This window comes from Paraburkholderia fynbosensis (assembly GCF_902859935.1).
In the GTDB taxonomy this organism is placed as follows: domain Bacteria; phylum Pseudomonadota; class Gammaproteobacteria; order Burkholderiales; family Burkholderiaceae; genus Paraburkholderia; species Paraburkholderia fynbosensis.
The window spans coordinates 20756-37955 of the sequence record NZ_CADIKI010000022.1 but is presented as its reverse complement, the minus strand read 5'-3'; the positions used below and the strand labels follow the sequence as shown (position 1 = coordinate 37955).

The 17200-nt window shown below is 61.6% G+C and carries 15 protein-coding genes and 1 pseudogene; 10 read left to right on the top strand and 6 right to left on the bottom strand.

Annotated features, from left to right (window positions below):
- Window positions 1-56: 56 nt before the first annotated feature.
- Window positions 57-914: a glycine betaine ABC transporter substrate-binding protein gene (locus HV770_RS29575; RefSeq protein WP_121322111.1), complete on the top strand. Its 858-nt coding sequence runs from the start codon at window positions 57-59 to the stop codon at window positions 912-914.
- 114 nt (window positions 915-1028) lie between these two features.
- Here the strand turns inward: HV770_RS29575 and purU are convergent, their stop codons facing one another.
- Both purU and HV770_RS29565 read right to left on the bottom strand, forming a co-directional pair.
- Complete coding sequence (gene purU / locus HV770_RS29570) at window positions 1029-1904, bottom strand: formyltetrahydrofolate deformylase (protein WP_175165086.1); 876 nt, start codon at window positions 1902-1904, stop codon at window positions 1029-1031.
- Window positions 1905-2028: 124 nt separating this feature from the next.
- The gene (locus tag HV770_RS29565) at window positions 2029-2943 is read right to left on the bottom strand and encodes a choline sulfate utilization transcriptional regulator (RefSeq protein WP_175165085.1); all 915 of its coding nucleotides are present in this window, start codon (window positions 2941-2943) and stop codon (window positions 2029-2031) included.
- A gap of 139 nt (window positions 2944-3082) precedes the next feature.
- On the opposite strand from HV770_RS29565, the gene betC reads away from it, so the two are divergent.
- The 3 genes from betC to HV770_RS29550 all read left to right on the top strand — a co-directional run bounded on the left by betC (window position 3083) and on the right by HV770_RS29550 (window position 6965).
- Complete coding sequence (gene betC, locus HV770_RS29560; RefSeq protein ID WP_175165084.1) at window positions 3083-4621, top strand: choline-sulfatase; 1539 nt, start codon at window positions 3083-3085, stop codon at window positions 4619-4621.
- 34 nt (window positions 4622-4655) lie between these two features.
- Window positions 4656-5609: a choline ABC transporter substrate-binding protein gene (locus tag HV770_RS29555; RefSeq protein ID WP_425497488.1), complete on the top strand. Its 954-nt coding sequence runs from the start codon at window positions 4656-4658 to the stop codon at window positions 5607-5609.
- 207 nt (window positions 5610-5816) lie between these two features.
- Complete coding sequence (locus HV770_RS29550) at window positions 5817-6965, top strand: porin (RefSeq protein ID WP_175165083.1); 1149 nt, start codon at window positions 5817-5819, stop codon at window positions 6963-6965.
- Between the two features lie 7 nt (window positions 6966-6972).
- On the opposite strand, the gene HV770_RS29545 is transcribed toward HV770_RS29550, so the two are convergent.
- The gene (locus tag HV770_RS29545; RefSeq protein ID WP_175165082.1) at window positions 6973-7881 is read right to left on the bottom strand and encodes a LysR family transcriptional regulator; all 909 of its coding nucleotides are present in this window, start codon (window positions 7879-7881) and stop codon (window positions 6973-6975) included.
- A gap of 109 nt (window positions 7882-7990) precedes the next feature.
- Between HV770_RS29545 and HV770_RS29540 the strand changes: the two genes are divergently transcribed.
- Both HV770_RS29540 and HV770_RS29535 read left to right on the top strand, forming a co-directional pair.
- Complete coding sequence (locus HV770_RS29540) at window positions 7991-8632, top strand: glutathione S-transferase family protein (RefSeq protein ID WP_175165081.1); 642 nt, start codon at window positions 7991-7993, stop codon at window positions 8630-8632.
- 31 nt (window positions 8633-8663) lie between these two features.
- Window positions 8664-10715 carry a pyridoxamine 5'-phosphate oxidase family protein gene (locus HV770_RS29535; RefSeq protein ID WP_175165080.1) on the top strand — a complete coding sequence of 684 codons (2052 nt, stop codon included), beginning with the start codon at window positions 8664-8666 and terminating at the stop codon, window positions 10713-10715.
- 66 nt (window positions 10716-10781) lie between these two features.
- Here HV770_RS29535 and HV770_RS29530 read toward each other — a convergent pair whose 3' ends face one another.
- The 3 genes from HV770_RS29530 to HV770_RS29520 all read right to left on the bottom strand — a co-directional run bounded on the left by HV770_RS29530 (window position 10782) and on the right by HV770_RS29520 (window position 13757).
- On the bottom strand, window positions 10782-11960 hold the full coding sequence (locus tag HV770_RS29530) for a tyrosine-type recombinase/integrase (protein ID WP_425497487.1): 1179 nt from the start codon (window positions 11958-11960) through the stop codon (window positions 10782-10784).
- Between the two features lie 477 nt (window positions 11961-12437).
- Entirely contained in the window at window positions 12438-12809 is a 372-nt protein-coding gene (locus HV770_RS29525) for a DoxX family protein (protein ID WP_175165078.1), read from the bottom strand.
- Window positions 12810-12887: 78 nt separating this feature from the next.
- Window positions 12888-13757: an NmrA family NAD(P)-binding protein gene (locus HV770_RS29520; RefSeq protein ID WP_175165077.1), complete on the bottom strand. Its 870-nt coding sequence runs from the start codon at window positions 13755-13757 to the stop codon at window positions 12888-12890.
- Between the two features lie 116 nt (window positions 13758-13873).
- Between HV770_RS29520 and HV770_RS29515 the strand changes: the two genes are divergently transcribed.
- The 4 genes and pseudogenes from HV770_RS29515 (at window position 13874) to HV770_RS29500 (ending at window position 17155) form a co-directional block, all read left to right on the top strand.
- Window positions 13874-14296, top strand: a complete 423-nt coding sequence (locus tag HV770_RS29515) for a winged helix-turn-helix transcriptional regulator (RefSeq protein ID WP_175165076.1) — start codon at window positions 13874-13876, stop codon at window positions 14294-14296.
- Window positions 14297-14578: 282 nt separating this feature from the next.
- Window positions 14579-14785, top strand: coding sequence for a hypothetical protein (locus HV770_RS29510; RefSeq protein ID WP_175165075.1), 207 nt, complete (start codon window positions 14579-14581; stop codon window positions 14783-14785).
- Between the two features lie 125 nt (window positions 14786-14910).
- Window positions 14911-16132 (top strand): annotated as a pseudogene (locus HV770_RS29505) (ISNCY family transposase); the annotation flags it as partial.
- Window positions 16133-16525: 393 nt separating this feature from the next.
- Complete coding sequence (locus HV770_RS29500) at window positions 16526-17155, top strand: cysteine hydrolase family protein (RefSeq protein WP_175165074.1); 630 nt, start codon at window positions 16526-16528, stop codon at window positions 17153-17155.
- Window positions 17156-17200 lie beyond the last annotated feature (45 nt).

The window sequence follows — 17200 nt, the reverse complement described above, 5'->3', positions numbered from 1 at the left end:
CGATTCTAAATGCTCAATGGGTCGTATGACGGCAACTGGCAAACGGGAGAACGGCGATGAGACTGATCAGAAAGATATTCGTGGCGAGCGCATTGAGCGCGGCGCTGGCAGCCAGCAGCGTGAGCGTGTCGGCCGATACGAAGCCGACCATCAAGATCGGTTACGTGGAGGGCTGGGACGATAGCGTCGCGACCTCCAACGTGGCCGCACGCGTGATCGAAAAGCGTCTCGGCTATCAGGTCCAACTGGTGCCGGTCGCAGCCGGCGTGATGTGGCAGGGCGTGGCGCGCGGCGACCTGGACGCGACGCTGTCCGCATGGCTGCCGGTCACGCATGGTGCTTACTGGAACAACTTCAAGGAGAAGGTGGTCGACCTTGGGCCGAACTTCAACGACGCGAAGATCGGCCTGATCGTGCCGGACAACGCGGATGTGAAAACCGTCGGCGATCTCGAAGCGAAGAAGGCGGAGTTCGGTTCGCGCATCGTCGGCATCGATGCCGGTGCGGGCGTGATGCAGAAAACCAGCGAGGCCATCAAGGCCTATGGACTCGACTATCAGCTGATGCCGAGCTCGGGCAGCGCAATGACCGCGGAACTGGCGCGCTCGGAAGCGGCGAGCAAGCCGATCATCGTGACCGGCTGGAAGCCGCACTGGATGTTCGCGAAGTACAAGCTGAAATTCCTCGACGATCCGAAGAAAGTGTTCGGTGAAGCGGAGCACGTGGACAGCGTGGTGAATCCGGAACTCGAGAAAAAGGCGCCGACGGTCGTGGCATTCCTGAAGAAATTCCAATGGAAGCCGGGCGAGATCGACAGTGTGATGCTGGCGACGCAGAACGGCGAGAAGCCGACCGCCGCGGCCGATGCGTGGATCGGCGCACACGGCGATCGCGTGGATAGCTGGGTGAAGTGATTGAACCGGTGGGCCGTATGCAGGCATTGCCGCCTGGTTGAAGCGGCGATGCCGTCACGGGTGTGATTCAAAGGAAAACGCCGCTTTTCAGCGGCGTTTTCCGTTTGCTTCTTCTTATTGCAACACCACCGTCCGATCGCCGTTGATGAACACGCGCCGCTCGACAAACGCCTTGACGGCCCGGGCGAGCGTGATGCATTCGACGTCGCGTCCGGTGGCGAGCAGCCGCTCCGGGCTATACGCATGATCGACACGCTCAACCACCTGTTCGATGATCGGGCCTTCGTCGAGATCGTCGGTCACGAAGTGTGCCGTGGCGCCGATCAGTTTGACCCCGCGCGCGTGCGCCTGGTGATAAGGTTTCGCGCCTTTGAAACCGGGCAGAAATGAGTGGTGGATGTTGATCGCGCGCGCGGCGAGCGCGCGGCTCGTTGCGCCGGACAAAATCTGCATGTAGCGCGCGAGAATCATCAACTCCGCGCCCGACGTCTCGAACAGGTCGAGCAGACGCGCTTCCTGCTGCGGTTTGGTATCGGCGGTGATGGGCAGGTGGTGAAACGGCAGACCATGCTGCTGCGCAAGCGGTTCGAGATCGCGGTGATTCGAGCCGATGCCGACGATGTCCATCTTCAACTCGCCCATGCGCCAGCGGAACAGCAGATCGGCGAGACAGTGTTCGAGCTTCGAGACCATGATCAACACCTTCGGCCGCGTGCCGACGTCGTGCATCGCCCATGTCATCCGAAAGCGCTCGGCGATCGGGGCGAACTCGCGTTCGAGCGCGGGGACGTGCAGCGCCTCGTCGTACGCGACGCCGTGAAAGACGCAGCGTACGAAGAAGCGTTCGCTGAGATCGTCATCGAATACGGTCAGTTCGTCGATATAACAGTGATGCCGGTCGAGAAAGCCGACGACGGCGGCGACCTGGCCCGCGGCGCTCGGACACGCTACGGTGAGAACCAGTTGAGCGGGACGGAAATCGGCGGACATGCGCTCTCCACTTGAACGATAGGGCGACGCCGCGGGGCGCGGCAGCCATCGTCGCAGTAGAGCAAACAGGCAGGGCTCGCGGATAGAAGCTAACCGCCGTCCCGCTGGAACGGGAACGTCAGGCTCATTGCGCGTCGAGTCCGCACTCGTCGAGCAGCCACCGGCGAAACGCGTTGACCGCCGGCGTCGCCGCGCGTTGCGTGACGAGCAGATAGCCACGTTCGGTCACGACCGGCGCGTCGAACAGTTCGACGAGCTGGCCGGTTGCGAGCAGTTCGTCGATGAGCGGCGCCCAGCCCAATGCGACCCCCTGGCCCATGATCGCCGCATGGGCCACCAGCGCGAAACTGTTGAACGTGATGCCGCGGTGCGCGGCCGGTGCGTCCAGGCCGTGTGCGGCGAACCAGTCGGCCCACGACAGCCAGCGTGCCGGCTGGGTCGCCTCCAGATGCAGCAGCGGCAGGCTCGGCAGGTCGGCTGGCGCGCGCAATGCCGGATGCGCGGCGCGAAAGGCCGGGCTGCACACCGGCGTGACGCGTTCGGCGAAGAGCTTGATCGCGCCTCGTGCGGTCCAGTCCGCGTGCTGATCGCCGAAGGCAATCGCGATGTCTGCCTGGTCGTGCGAAGGATCGAACACATTCTGCGACGTGACGATCTTCACGTCGACGTCGGGCATGAGCGCCTTGAACTGCGAGAGACGCGGCATCAGCCAGTAGGTGGCGAAGCCGAAATCGGTCGACAGCGTGAGCGTTTGCGGCGTGCGTCGCGCACGGATGTCGGCGCTCGCACTGCGGATCGTGTCGAGTGCGCTGCGCACCGCTTCGAAGAGGCGCACGCCGTCTTCGGTGAGGGTAACGCCGCGATGGCCGCGCTCGAAGAGCGGCGCACCGAGCGCTTCTTCGAGTTGCACGACGCGCTGGCTGACTGCCGGCTGCGTCGAACCCAATTCGCGCGCGGCCGCACTGAAACTGGCCAGACGGGCGGCGGATTCGAACATGGTCAACGCCTGCATTGGCGGCAAGCGATCCTGCCTCGACATAAGCCCCCCTTATAGGCACATAACGATTTGCCGTCTTCACAGTGGCGAATTGACCGGCAATAGTGATGCTCGTGCTGAGTTCACCTGTTGGACTCAACGCCTGCATCAACCTTCTGCAATTCTATTCGAGGCGCGTCCCATGCTTGAAAGCGGAAAGAATATTCTGATTCTAATGGCCGACCAGATGACCCCGTTCGCGCTTGCCGCATACGGACATTCTCTGACGAAAACGCCCAATCTCGATCGTCTCGCGAAAGAGGGCGTCGTATTCGAATCGGCCTACTGCGCGAGTCCGCTGTGTGCGCCGTCGCGCTTTTCGTTTCTATCGGGCAAGCTGCCGTCCGCGATCGGTGCGTATGACAATGCCGCGGAGTTTCCGTCGCAAACGCTGACGTTCGCACATTATCTGCGTGCCGAGGGCTATCGTACCGTGCTGTCCGGCAAGATGCATTTTTGCGGCGCGGACCAGTTGCACGGTTTCGAAGAACGGCTCACCACCGACATCTATCCCGCCGATTTCGGCTGGACGCCCAACTGGGACGATGGCGAGGCGCGCCCCACCTGGTATCACAACATGAGTTCGGTGATCGATGCGGGGCCCTGCGTGCGCACCAACCAGCTCGACTTCGACGACGAAGTCACCTTCACCACTCGCCAGAAGCTGTTCGACATCGCACGTGACCGTCACGCGGGGAAAGACACGCGGCCGTTCTGCATGGTGGCCTCGTTGACGCATCCGCACGATCCGTATGCGATTGCGCAAAAGTACTGGGACATGTATCGCGACGATGAGATCGACATGCCCATGCACCGCGATTCGCTCGCCGAAGCCGACGCCCACTCCAAGCGCTTGCGCCACGTGTGCGAAACCGATCTCACGCCGCCCACCGAGCAGCAGATCCGCAATGCGCGCCGCGCATACTACGGCGCGATTGCCTACGTCGACGACCAGTTCGGGGCGATTCTCGACGCACTCGAACAGTCCGGGCTCGCGAAAGACACCGTGATCGTCGTCACGTCCGACCATGGTGAGATGCTCGGCGAGCGCGGCCTCTGGTACAAGATGACGTTCTTCGAAGGCGGCTGCCGCGTGCCGCTGATCGTGCATGCGCCGCAGCAGTTCGACGCGCATCGCGTGCAGGCGTCGGTGTCGCACCTCGATCTGCTGCCGACGCTCGTCGAGCTGGCGCGCGGCGAAGCACCGGCCATGTGGCCCGATTCGCTCGACGGCCGCAGCCTCGTGCCGCATCTGCGCGGCACGCGCGGCGCTCACGACGAGGCAATCGGCGAGTATCTGGCGGAAGGGGCCATTGCACCGATCGTGATGGTGCGGCGCGGGCGCTTCAAGTTCATTCATACGCCCGCCGATCCGGATCAGATTTACGACGTGCAGGCCGACCCGCTGGAGCGAGAGAACCTCGCCCAGCGAAGCGAATACGCGTCACTGGTTGCGGCGTTTCGCGAGGAAGTCGCCCGGCGCTGGGATCTCGCGGCGCTGCACGACCGGGTGCTGCAAAGCCAGCGGCGGCGGCGCTTTCATTTCGCGGCGACCACGCAAGGCTCGGTCGCGTCATGGGACTGGCAGCCGCTCGTCGATGCGAGCCAGCGCTATATGCGCAATCACATCGATCTCGACACGCTCGAAGCGATGGCGCGCTTTCCCGCCGTTGCACGGTGACGATCACTTCTTTTTCTTTCGACAGGAAGCCAGCATGATGAAAAAGCGCTTAAAACAGGCGGTATTTGGCGCGGCGGCGCTGTGCGCGAGCGTTGGCTTCGCGGCGGCCGCAGAGCCTCAGTCGTGCACGCGGGTCAACATGGCAGGGCCCGGATGGAGCGACATCGACGCGACCAATGCGATGACGGGCGTGTTGCTGAAGGCGCTCGGCTACCAGCAGAGCGTCGCCAATCTATCGGTGCCGATCACCTATCAGGGGTTGAAAAAAGGGCAGATCGACGTCTTCCTCGGCAACTGGATGCCGGCGCAGGCGCCGGTGGTCAAACCGTTCGAAGATGAAAAATCGATCGACGTCGTGCATCCGAATCTGAGCGACGCGAAGTTCACGCTCGCCGTGCCCGATTACGTGGCCGCCGCCGGCGTCCATTCGTTCGCGGACCTGGCAAAGAATGCGGACAAATTCGACAGCAAGATTTATGGCATCGAGCCCGGGGCGCCCGCGAATCAGAACATCAAGAAGATGGTCGGCGACAAGGTATTCGGACTCGGCAACTGGCAACTCGTCGAATCGAGTGAGACAGGCATGCTCACGCAGGTTGAACGCGCGGTGCGCGACAGAAAGTGGATCGTGTTCCTCGCGTGGGAGCCGCATCTGATGAACACGAAGTTCAAGCTGAGCTATCTCGATGGCGGCGACAAGTACTTTGGACCGAACTACGGCGGCGCCACGGTCAATACGGTGACGCGCAGCGGCTACGCCGGTGAATGCCCGAATCTCGGCCGTCTGTTCAGGCAGCTCACTTTCAATGTCGATCTGGAAAACGGCGTGATTACCGAAGTGCACGAGAAGAAGACCGCTGTCGACGCTGCCGCAACCGACGCGTTAAAGCGCCACCCCGAACTGTTGAAGTCATGGCTCGACGGTGTGCGCACGGTCAATGGCGCGAATGGTTTGCAAGCGGTGCAAACTGCGCTCGGCGTGAAATAGCGGCGATATTCGCGGCGCATCTCAAAGTCGTCGAGCGCCAGATTCATGTCGCTTTCGCGCGAATGGTCATGAATCTGGACCCGTATTCTTGGTTCGTGCGACTTAACGTTCAAAGACAAAGCGTGTATTGCCGCGCGCGCCTCGATTGCGCGGGGCATGCGTCGTTGTATCCGGAAAAATACATAGGCAAAGAGCGGGGAGAAGCATATGAAGAACAGAAATGCGCTGGGTCTGTCGGCCCTCGCCATGGTGGCCAGCGCCGCCTGCGCGCCAACTGTCGTGCACGCGCAAAGCAGCGTCACGCTGTATGGCATTCTGGACGCGGGCGTTACCTATGTGAGCAACGCGGGCGGCTCCCACCAGTTCAAATTCGACGACGGCATTTCATATGGCAACCGCATCGGCTTCAAGGGCGTTGAAGATCTCGGCGGCGGCTTGCAAGCGGTGTTCGCGCTCGAATCGGGTTTTCACCTCGGCAATGGTCAGCTGGCGTTCGGCGGCGCTCAATTCGGACGGCAGGCGTATGTGGGGTTGAAGAACGGCTGGGGCACACTATCGCTCGGCAACCAGCTCGACATGACGGAGGAGTTCGTGTATCTGTACAACATCTCGGCGTGGGCGAGCGGCTATGCGATCCATCAGGGCGACTTCGACCGGATGAATGGCGACCGGCTGCCGAATTCGATCAAGTTTCTCTCGAATGATTTCTCCGGCTTGACGTTTGGCGGCATGTACTCGTTCGGCAATACCGCGGGCGATTTTCATGAGAAGAGCGCGTGGAGTGTCGGCGCGCACTATGAGCACAACGCGTTCAACATGGGCGCGGCCTATACGCAGTTGAACGACCCGTACGGCATCTATGCGTTCGATCCGTTCGCGATGCTCGGCGTGCATACCTTCCTCGGCCAGCCTGCCGTCTCCGTCGATCCGGCGACGGGTGCGATAACGGACCTGTATAGCACGTCGTCGTTTCCGGTCGACCGGCAAGGGGCGTTTGCGATCGGCGCGGCCTACACGATCGGCAAGGTGATGCTCAGCGGCAATTTCACGTACACGACCATCAAGGGCGTCGGGCAGACCTCGCATATGCAGGTCTACGAAGGCGGCGCCGCGTACACGTTCACCCCCGCGCTATTGCTGTACGGTGGCTATCAGCACACGCGATTCGAAGGCAATCACTGGAATCAGGGCTCGCTCGGTCTGCATTACCTGCTGTCCAAACGCACCGACGTTTATCTCTCCGGCGATTATCTGCGCGCATCGGACGGCGTGAACGCGGTGATCGGCTATAGCTTCACGCCGTCGAGTTCCAGCACGCAGGCCGATGTGCGGATCGGCATGCGGCATTCGTTCTGATACTGCGTTACGTGGGATCAGCAAGCTGTCGCTTCAGCGTTTCAATCAATGCGCGCACTTTCGCCGGGGGGTGGCTGGTGGGCGGGAATACGGCCTGGATACTCGCGGCATCGGTTGCCCAGTGCGGCAGCAGACGAATCAGCCGCCCCGTCTCGATGTCATTGCCGATCGAAAAATCCGTCAATAAACCGAAGCCGCCGCCCGCGAGTGTCGCTGCGCGGCACGCGTCGGCGGTGTTGACCAGAAACGCATTTTCGCATCGCACGCTGTCCGTTGTGCCGTCGTCGCGCCGCAACTCGAGCGCCAATGGGTGCGGCAATACCGTCAATGCGCAAAAGGGCAGCGCCGCCAGGTCGGCCGGTGTTCGCGGTGTGCCCCAGGTGTCGATGAACGCCGGACTCGCGACAATCCATTTAACGAAACTGCCAAGCTTCACTGCCCGGTAATTCGAATCCGCCAGCCGGCCCAGCCGAATCGCGACGTCGATCCCGTCGGCGATCAAGTCCACGTATTGGTCGCTGCACAGCAATTCGACGTCGAGTTGCGGATGTTCGCGGCGCAGTTCGACCAGTGCGGGCGCTACCATCAGTGCGCCGTAATCGATCGGCGAACTGACGCGTAACGTGCCGCGCACTGGCGCCGTCTCTCCGCTGACTGCGTTCAGCGCTTCTTCGGCCGCTCGCAGAATCTTCACGCTCGCTTCGTAGAACGCGCGGCCTGCTTCCGTGACGCCGAGCCGCCGCGTCGTGCGCACGAGCAGACTCGCGCCCACTTCCGCTTCGAGCCGCTGCATGTGCGTGCTGACCATCGTTTTGGCGAGTCCCAGGCGGGCGGCGGCAGCGGTCAGCGAGCCGGCGTCGACGACCGCGACGAAGACCGCCAGACGATTCAGGTTCACGTCACGTACGTCGGCCATAGTCGATTGTCCATCTTCGATTGAATGTGTTTCCGGGATTATCAGGCTTCCGCGAGCTACCGCGTGCGCCTATGCTGGCTACGTACCTCATCGAACTCCGGAGTCTGACATGCCTGCTGCCAAACCTGCCCAACCTATCCGACTGTATACGACGCTGCTGTCCGGGCATGGGCATCGGGTGAAGCTGTTTCTGTCACTGCTCGATCTGCCGTTTGAAGTCGTCGAACTGAACATGAAGGCCGGCGATAACCGCAAGCCGGACTATCTGGCGCTGAACCCGTTCGGCCAGGTGCCGACGATTCAGGACGGCGAGCTCACGCTGTTCGATTCAAATGCGATTCTCGTCTATCTGGCCAAGCGTTACGGCGATGCGTCGTGGCTGCCGGACGATGCGCCCGGCGCCGCGGCCGTGCAACGCTGGCTCTCGCTTGCCGCCGGGCAGATTGCGTACGGACCTTGCGCCGCGCGACTCGTGACGGTATTCGGCGCGCCGAATGATCATCAGACCGCGAAGAACATCGCCGTCAAACTGTTCGACGTGATCGAACAGGAACTGGCCGATAAACCTTTCGCGGTGGGCAATCACGTAACGATCGCCGACATCGCCGCGCACACCTACATTGCCCACGCGCCGGAAGGCGGCGTGTCGCTGCAAGCGTATCCGAACATTCGTGCATGGCTGCGTCGCGTGGAGGCGTTGCCGCGTTTCATTGCGATGCCGGCGACGAAGGCGGGTCTGGTCGCCGCGTAACCTGTGCTTGGCTGTTGGCTGGAGTCCGATCATGTCCGCTTTTGTTCCACTGAATGGCTGGGGTGTCGACGCATCGCCGTTTCACGCGGGCGAGGTGACCGCGCAGCAACGCGCCGGGGTGACTAGCCAGGCGGAATCGGCTGGACGTCGCGGGATTCGGCGCTATATGCCGGAGCAGCATCGACAGTTTTTTGCCGACCAGCCATTCGTGGTGTTCGGCGGCGTCGATGCGAACGGTCAGCCGTGGGCGACGCTGCGCGCGGGCAAGCCGGGTTTCGTGTCGTCGCCGGATGCGAAGACGCTGCGCATCGACGCAGGCGTGCTGCCCGGCGACCCGCTCGCGGGGCACTGGCAGCCAGGCGCGATGATCGGAGGGCTCGGGCTGCAGCCGCAGACGCGGCGGCGTAACCGGGTCAACGGTGTGGTGAGGTCGGTGGAAGGCGAAACGCTGTTCGTCGAGGTGACGCAGAGCTTTGGCAATTGCGCGAAGTACATTCAGAGCAGAACGCCGACCTTTGTGGAAACGGGTGCGCCGTTGGCTTGCGAGCCGGAAGTCGCTGCACAACTCGGCGACGCGGACCGTGCCTTGATCATGCGCGTCGACACGTTTTTCATCGCGAGCGCCAACCTCGAAGAAGGGGCGGGGCTCGCGCGTGGTGTCGACGTCTCGCATCGCGGCGGTGCGCCTGGCTTTGTTCGCGTCGACAACGCAAGCACGCTGACTACCCCGGACTACAGTGGCAATCGCTTCTTCAACACGATCGGCAATCTGCTCCATGACCCGCGCGCCGGTTTGCTGTTCATCGACTTTGCGACGGGCGATCTGCTCTATCTCGCGGTGCGGGCGGAAGTGATCTGGGACGGTGCGGAACTGGCGGGCTTCGCAGGCGCGGAGCGGCTTGTCCGTTTTCGTATCGACGCAGTACGTCGCAGCCGTGGTGCATTGCCGTTCCGGTGGTCGGAAGTTGAATTCGCTCCGCAGTTCGCAGCCGCTATCCGTCAGCAAGGCACGAGTACTTCCGCCTGGCAGAATCTGAAGGTTGTGGAAGTTATCGAAGAAACGCCGTCGATTCGCTCGTTTTACTTTGAATCAATTGACGGTGTGCCGTTGCCGCCGTTCAAGCCGGGACAATTTCTGCCGATTCGTGTACCGGTGACAGGACCGAACGCACCGCTGGTGCGCACCTATACGCTTTCCGATTCGTATGACGCGCGGCGTTATCGGATCAGCGTAAAACGCGAGGGGGTTGCGTCGAGCTGGTTGCACGATCGCCTCGTCGTCGGTAGCCGGATCGAAGCGAAACGGCCCGGCGGGACGTTCGTCTACGACGAGGACAGTCAGCGGCCCGCCGTGCTCGTTTCCGCAGGCATCGGCATCACCCCGATGATGGCGATCCTGCATCACGTACTGCATTCGCCGGAGGGCGATAAGGCGCGCGCGAAACGGATGTTCTTTTTTCATGGCGCGCGTAGCGATGGCGAACGGCCATTCAGCGGTCATTTGAAAGACGTCGCGAAGCGTTATCCGGCGGTTTCAGTGCATCTGTTCGATAGTGCCGCAGATGGATCGACGCAGGGCGCGCCGGCCGGGCGTATGAGTATCGACACACTCAAGCGCGTACTTCCGTTCGATGACTATGATTTCTATCTGTGCGGGCCTGAGCAGTTCATGCGCGACATGTACGACGGGCTGCGCGGCCTCAATGTGGCAGATGAGCGGATCCGATTTGAGGCCTTTGGACCGGCGAGTATCAAGCGCGCGGTGATCGAACGTGAGACGCCGGCGGCAGCGTCGATCGCGCGCGGCGCTGGCGTATTACCTGTGACTTTTGCGAAATCGGCGCGCACGCTTCAATGGTCGCCGCGCGACGGCAGCTTGTTGGAATTCGCCGAGGCGCACGGTGTCGACGCGCCGTCGAATTGCAGGTCGGGTACGTGCGGGACATGTTCGACGCGGTTGTTGTCAGGGCGGGTTCGGTACGAGGGTGAGGTCGTCGCGGATATCGAAGCTGGGCATGCGCTTGTTTGTGTGGGACGTCCTGCGAAAGGCAGTGCGCCGGCGGGCGTCGTGCTGGATTTGTGAGCGGCGGTTGATGCCGTTCTTCGAGATCGGGATACGAGCCCGTACATTCGGAACCTGCCACGCGCACTACCAGCCGATCCGATGCTTCTCATCGGTCTCCTTGTGACGCCGATCATCGTCGGCATGCAGATACTGGCTGGTCGTGGTGAGTGACGCATGCCCCAGGTTGTCGCGCACCAGACGAAGGTCGACCTGCTGATCCACCATGTTCGATCCCGCGCTATGCCGCAGCCAGTGCGCTGAGGCCAGTTCGAGTTGATCGGCTTGCTGCGTGTACTCGTCGCCACGAGCACGGAGCGCCTGCGCCGCGCCGCTGAAAACCTGCTTGACGATGAGGTGCAAGGCGGCCCGTGTCAACGGTTTGCGCGACTGCCCGATCGGCAGCACGAGCGGCGTGTCCTCGTGCGGTGAAGGCAACGGCGGCAATCCCTGTTGATGGCGATAGGCGGAGAGCTCCGCCATCATTTCCGCCGTGGCAGGCACCAGTCGTTCCTTGTCGCCTTTGCCCAGCACCTCGAGCCACCAGCGATCGACGCCGTTCGCATCGCGACGGCAGAAAAAACTGCCCATCGTATTGGTGGCCACCTCGGTAATGCGCAAACCGCCCAGATAGAGCAGGGTGAAGAGCCAGCGCACGCGCACGGCGTGCTCACGCTCGCGGTCCGTCTCTTTCGGCATGGCCTGAATCCAGTTTTTGACTTCGAGCCATCGCTCCGGCGAAAGATAGCGGGTGACGCGCGGCTTCGCGCGGCGCGCGCGCTGACGGGAGAGCGACAGCGGGTTGCCGGCAAGATAGCCTGCCTGCACGAGCCACGCGAACATGACGTTGAGAATCACCAATGCCTGACGCTGACTGGTGGCGCAGAGCGGTCCGTAGAACGGACGCCAGCGCGGATCGCCACGCGGATGCTTGCGCCCGCCGTTTGCGGTCCATTGCGCGCCCGGTTGCGGATCCGAGAGAAAGTGCTGATAGACGAGCAGGTCCTCGTGCGTCAGCGAAGACAGCGGCTTGCCCAATTGAAGCAGCGACCACAGCAGCAGGCGCTCGGCTTCCTTGCGGTAGGTGTCGAAAGTGGTTTTCTTGTCGACGACACGCGCGAGCCAGGCACGAATCGCGTCGAGATCGTTTTGCGCCGCAATCTGGGCGATGACGTTCTGCGCGCGGTTGATGCCCGTGCGGCCATCCAGGTCCGGGGGGATGACCAGCGTCTCAATAGGGCATGGGGTTGGCAGAAGGACGGTCACGGAGGGTTTTGGGTGCGAGGTGCGTCTGTTACACATACGGCTGGATAATTCTCAACATTATAGCCGTAATGTCAAACTGTCCGTGTAGAATGATTGTTTATAATACACAATACGTTGTACTACCAACGTATCGAACGTTGCTGACCATTAGTACGACGCACCGGGCACCAAGCGACGCGGTCGTAGTGAAGAGACCCGAGGAAAGGGAATGCTCACAACCGAAGCCGCAAGCGGGGAAGGGGGATGCGATCCAAGAGGGGTGCCGTCAAGAAACGGCATTTTCATACGCTAAGCTGCGCAGGCACACCGTTCCTTGGTCGGCGCGTTGGCGTTGGCTGCCAGCATGCTCGCACTGACCCACCAACCGCCAAGCCCGATTCAATAAGCCGACCCTGTTCCAACGGGGATTTGAAACCGGTAGCTCGTTCGTAACAGCACTTTCAGCATGCCTTTAAGCTCTCGAAGGCCGCGTAAGGTTTAGGCCCGAGCCATAGAACCGGCAGCGAGCGGCTTGCGCCAGGCAATCCAGCCGACAACAATCGATAGTATCGCCGCGACAAGCGGCGCCACCCCATGCCCGTATTCGCCGTGGACTGTGACGGTTGCCAGCGCAGCCAACATCACGGTGCAGCCGAGCGCCGAGCCCCCCAGCCGCGTCCGCGCTCGCGCCAGCAGAATGGCGGCCATGAGTTCCAGCGAACCGGTCACGAAATGGAACCAGTGCGGATATCCCCACTTCAGGTATTCCTCAAAGATGGATCGCGGGGCGACGATGTTGCTGAGCGATCCCACGACGAAAAAAACGGCAAGAACCCAAGGTAATACTTGGCGCCAGTAAATCTTGGACATTCGTTCTACCTTCTCTGATGAGATGCTGCCGAGGAGCAGTGCGGCCACCTGGCCGACGAGGCGGCCGAACTCCGCTGTTCATGCCGTTGCCTTGTGGGCCGCCGCAAAGACATCGCGAGGGGACGTGGTGCCGGCGACGTGCTCCGTACCCGCGACGCCGAGATCCATCCAGCCCGAGTTGACGGCATCGAACATCGCTTCTGCCGGTGCGGTCTGGCCCTGGGGGATGCCTAACTGTTCGAACGCTGCTGACCACTCGGCCCGCGGGATGGCAAAGGCCTTGACGTCGCGCTGTAAAACTTCGCCGAGCTGGGCCGCGACTTCATCCGCGCTGACCATCGAGCCAAGCTCCACGACGCGATGCCCGGACCACGCCGGGCCGGTCAGCAGCGTCGCCACCTTGGCGCCGATATCGTCGGTCGCGACCATGGTCGACTTCCGACTCGTCGGGTTGTAATAGACGGGTAACGTGCCGCCCTGGGCGACGTGCAGGCCGTAAAGGAAATTCTCGAAGAACCCGCCGGCGCGCACGAAAGCGACTGGCGACGCCAGGTGGCGCAGTCCTTGTTCCAGCAGCGACAGGGCGGTGATCATTCCCAGTTCGCTGTTTCTGTTCGCACCCATCGACGACAGCGCAACCACCCGCGGCGGCGCTGCCCTGGTCAGCGCCTCGACATAGCTCGCGATGACGGCCTTGGCCTCCTTGAAATCCGGCGTGGGGGCCCAAACGGTCGGCAGCATGACGAATGCGCCGTCGACGCCGTCGAGTGCCCGCTCGATGGCGGCCGCATCGTTCCAGTCGCCATCGACCAGTTCGACACCTTGCTTCGCCCAACTTTCGGCCTTAGCTCGGTCGCGGACGAGCGCGCGGACCTGCTGGCCGCGGTCCAGCAGATGTCTCGCCGTTGCGCCGCCGACTTTTCCTGTGATTCCCATAACCAGAAACATGTATGCTCTCCTAGCGGTTGATGGTCTACGTCATAGACAAGGTCTAATATATAGACCTTGCGACTGCGCCGTAAGGAGGCAGTTATTTGTAACCAGGTAAGATCAAAGGAACCCGTATGAGCCCCGCCGCAAGCGCGATCGAGCGTTTTACCCGATACCAGTCGGACGACGCCCAGTCGGCAGGACCCGTGCACTGTCCGGTGCGCGACGTGCTCGACCGCATCGGGGACAAATGGAGCATTCTCATGATCATGACCCTCGCGACGCGCCCACAGCGCTTCAGCGAGCTTCACCGAGCTGTGCGCGACATCTCCAAGCGTATGCTCACCCAGACCCTGCGCGACTTGGAGCGCGACGGACTGATCACCCGGCAGGTCTTTCCGACCAAGCCGCCGAGCGTTGAATATGGCCTTTCGCCGCTGGGCCAATCGTTGTTGGACCCGATGGCGGCCCTCATCGATTGGGCCGATCGTCGTTATTCCGACATCCATGCCGCGCGCGTGCGCTTTGACGGCGCAGCTCGCGATGTCTCGCGCTAGATGCTCAGCCCGATGTGAGGTGGTGGCGAAAGCCTGAAGCGGGCAGTTCATATGTACTGGCTTTGCAGATGGCGCGGAAGGAGGTATCACGCGTTACGCGCTCGTCGCTTACTCCGAAAGGGGACCAACGGTTTTCGGCGCGACTGGCCGCTACGCGAAGAATCTGGATGGCAATCGTGAGCGCTTCAGCGCGGTCCTGGAGCAGGGGCGCGTGCATGCGGTTCAACTGCATTCCAGGGCTTCATCTAAGACAATCGCGCGTTCCATCAGGAAATCGTGCGTGTGTGCGGCAATCCGCAATTAGGCGAACTGATCGATAAGTACCAGTTGCCGGCCTTCGTGATCCAGTTGCGCCAGACTGTTGGCGCCGACCAGATGATCGGCAATTCGCTCGCCGAACACGAGGATAGCTGGGCGTGCGGCGTGGTGGCGTGCCTAGTCGTGAGTGGAATGCTGAGTTCTCCAGTTGAGTACTATCCGGTTTCGTGATTTGACATAAGATAAATTATCAATTTTTATGGTGTAGGTCCCAAATAGAAATGTCGGGTTTCCGCTAAATAGAAATGTCGTGTTTTGGTAGTTTGAGCGCCGGACATCTGCACTGGGAGCCGGCGATGAACGCGACTGGGACGATCACGATGACGATGCGCGAACTGGACAGGTTCAAGGTCATTCAGGACGTCGCCGACGGCAGGCTCAAGCCCTGGCGCGCGGCGGAACGGCTCAGGCTGACGACGCGGCAGGTTCGCCGTCTCGTTGGACGGTTGCGCGAACATGGACCCGCAGGTGTGGTGTCGCGTCGGCGCTCGAAGCCCAGCAACAACCAGCTGGACGCGGTGACGGCCGATCGGGCACTCTCGATCATCCGTGAGCGCTATGCCGATTTTGGGCCGACGCTGGCCTGCGAGAAGCTGTACGAATGTCACGGCATCCGGCTTGCAAAGGAGACGGTCAGGCGCCTGATGACGGATGCAGGCCTCTGGATTCCCCACCGGCAGCGGCCACCGAAGGTTTACCAGCCGCGCGCGCGGCGCGCGCGTGTGGGCGAACTGATCCAGATCGATGGCAGCGATCACCGGTGGTTCGAGGAACGGGCGCCGGCCTGCTCGCTGCTGGTGTACATCGACGATGCGACGAGCCGGCTGATGATGCTGCATTTCACGGCCACCGAGTCCACGTTCAGCTACTTTGAAGCGACGCGTGCGTACATCGAACAGCACGGCGCACCCGGTGCGTTGTACAGCGACAAGTACAGCGTGTTTCGCAAGACCGGCGCGAACAAGGATGGCAGCAGCGTGACCCATTTCGGCCGGGCGATGTACGAGCTGAACATCGACACGTTCTGCGCGAACAGCAGTCCAGCCAAGGGGCGCGTCGAACGGGTGAACCTGACGCTGCAGGACCGGCTGGTCAAGGAACTACGGCTGCGCCACATCGACACGCGGGAGGCTGCCAACGCTTGTGCGCCCCACTTCATCGCCAGCTACAACGCGCGCTTCGGCAAGGTGCCGCGCAGCGCCTTCAACGCGCACCGGCCGCTACGTGTGGACGAGAATCTCGACACCATCCTGACGTGGCGTGAACCGCGGCGGGTCACGTGCGCCCTGACGCTGCAGTACGACCGGGTGATCTACCTGCTCGATGATACGGGCACGGACCGCAGGCTGGTGGGACGCTACATAGACGTGTGTGAGTATCCCGACGGGCGCCGAGATCCGCGCCGATGGCGTCGCCCTTCCCCGCAGGCCTTATGGCCGGCTCTCCGAGATTGATCAGGGTGCCGTGGTCGATCACAAGCGGCTGGGGCATGTGCTGCAGGTCGCGCAACTGATCCGATGATGGACGTTCGCAGGGTCTGCCAAGGCATCACTAACTGCCCCTGCGCAAGTCGTCCGGCGCCCGGCGCCCATGGTGGTGACTGGTGCGCGACAGGGTTGTCGACAATTCGAGGCAGGTCGTCCCGATTGCACCTACCAAGTCGAATGCGCCGGACTCAACGTATTGCGCTTGCGCCGGCATCCGTTGGAACGAAAGCCCCGATTACGTATTTTCTATTGTAACTTCATTTTTTGAAGTAACATGCCGCTTACGGATCTGCTGATGACCGAAACATTGAAGGACTCGATATCCGGGACATCACCCGTCTGATCGTGACACGGCAAAGGCCGCGGCTCCCAAAGAGCGTTCTTCATCGTCGAGCGCACCCTCAATCGCAAGAAGGAGCTTTCCATGGCAATCCCAACCTACTCTACTGATGTGTCCGCACTTGTTCTCGTTGATGTGCTGAACGACTTTCTTGCCGAGGACGGAAAGATCAACAGCCTGATCCGGGAGCAGATTGAAAACGTAGGCTTGATCGAAAATCTGTTACGTCTTCTATCGGGAGCACGAGCCGCTTCTCTTCCGATCTTCTATGCGCCACATGGCCTGCACGAGCATAGTTTTGATGATGTGAAGTACGTGCCCGTGCGAATGCAAGGGGCAATGCAGAACCACATCTTTTGGGAGGGCGAATATGGTTCCGACTTCTATGAACCGTTGCGCCCTCATGACGGCGACACCGTCGTGGGGCGCCATCGCACATTCAATGCGTTCATGGGAACGGACCTCGATGCGCAACTAAAAAAGCGCGGCATAGAGAAAGTGATCCTGGCAGGTTTGACGTCGCATACCTGCGTCGAGGGGACGGGCCGACATGCGACGGAGGCTGGCTACCACCTTACGTTCCTGAAGGATGCCGTCGCGGAGTTTACCCCCGTGGCTCACAAGATGGCGGTCGAGATTTCATACCCGACTTTTGGGCATGAGGTGCTCACCGTTGACCAATTCCTCGCGTCAGTGCGCCAATCCGGTCAGTGAAAGCTTACTGACTCCAGCCGTTTCACATTCGCCTTAACGGAGTTG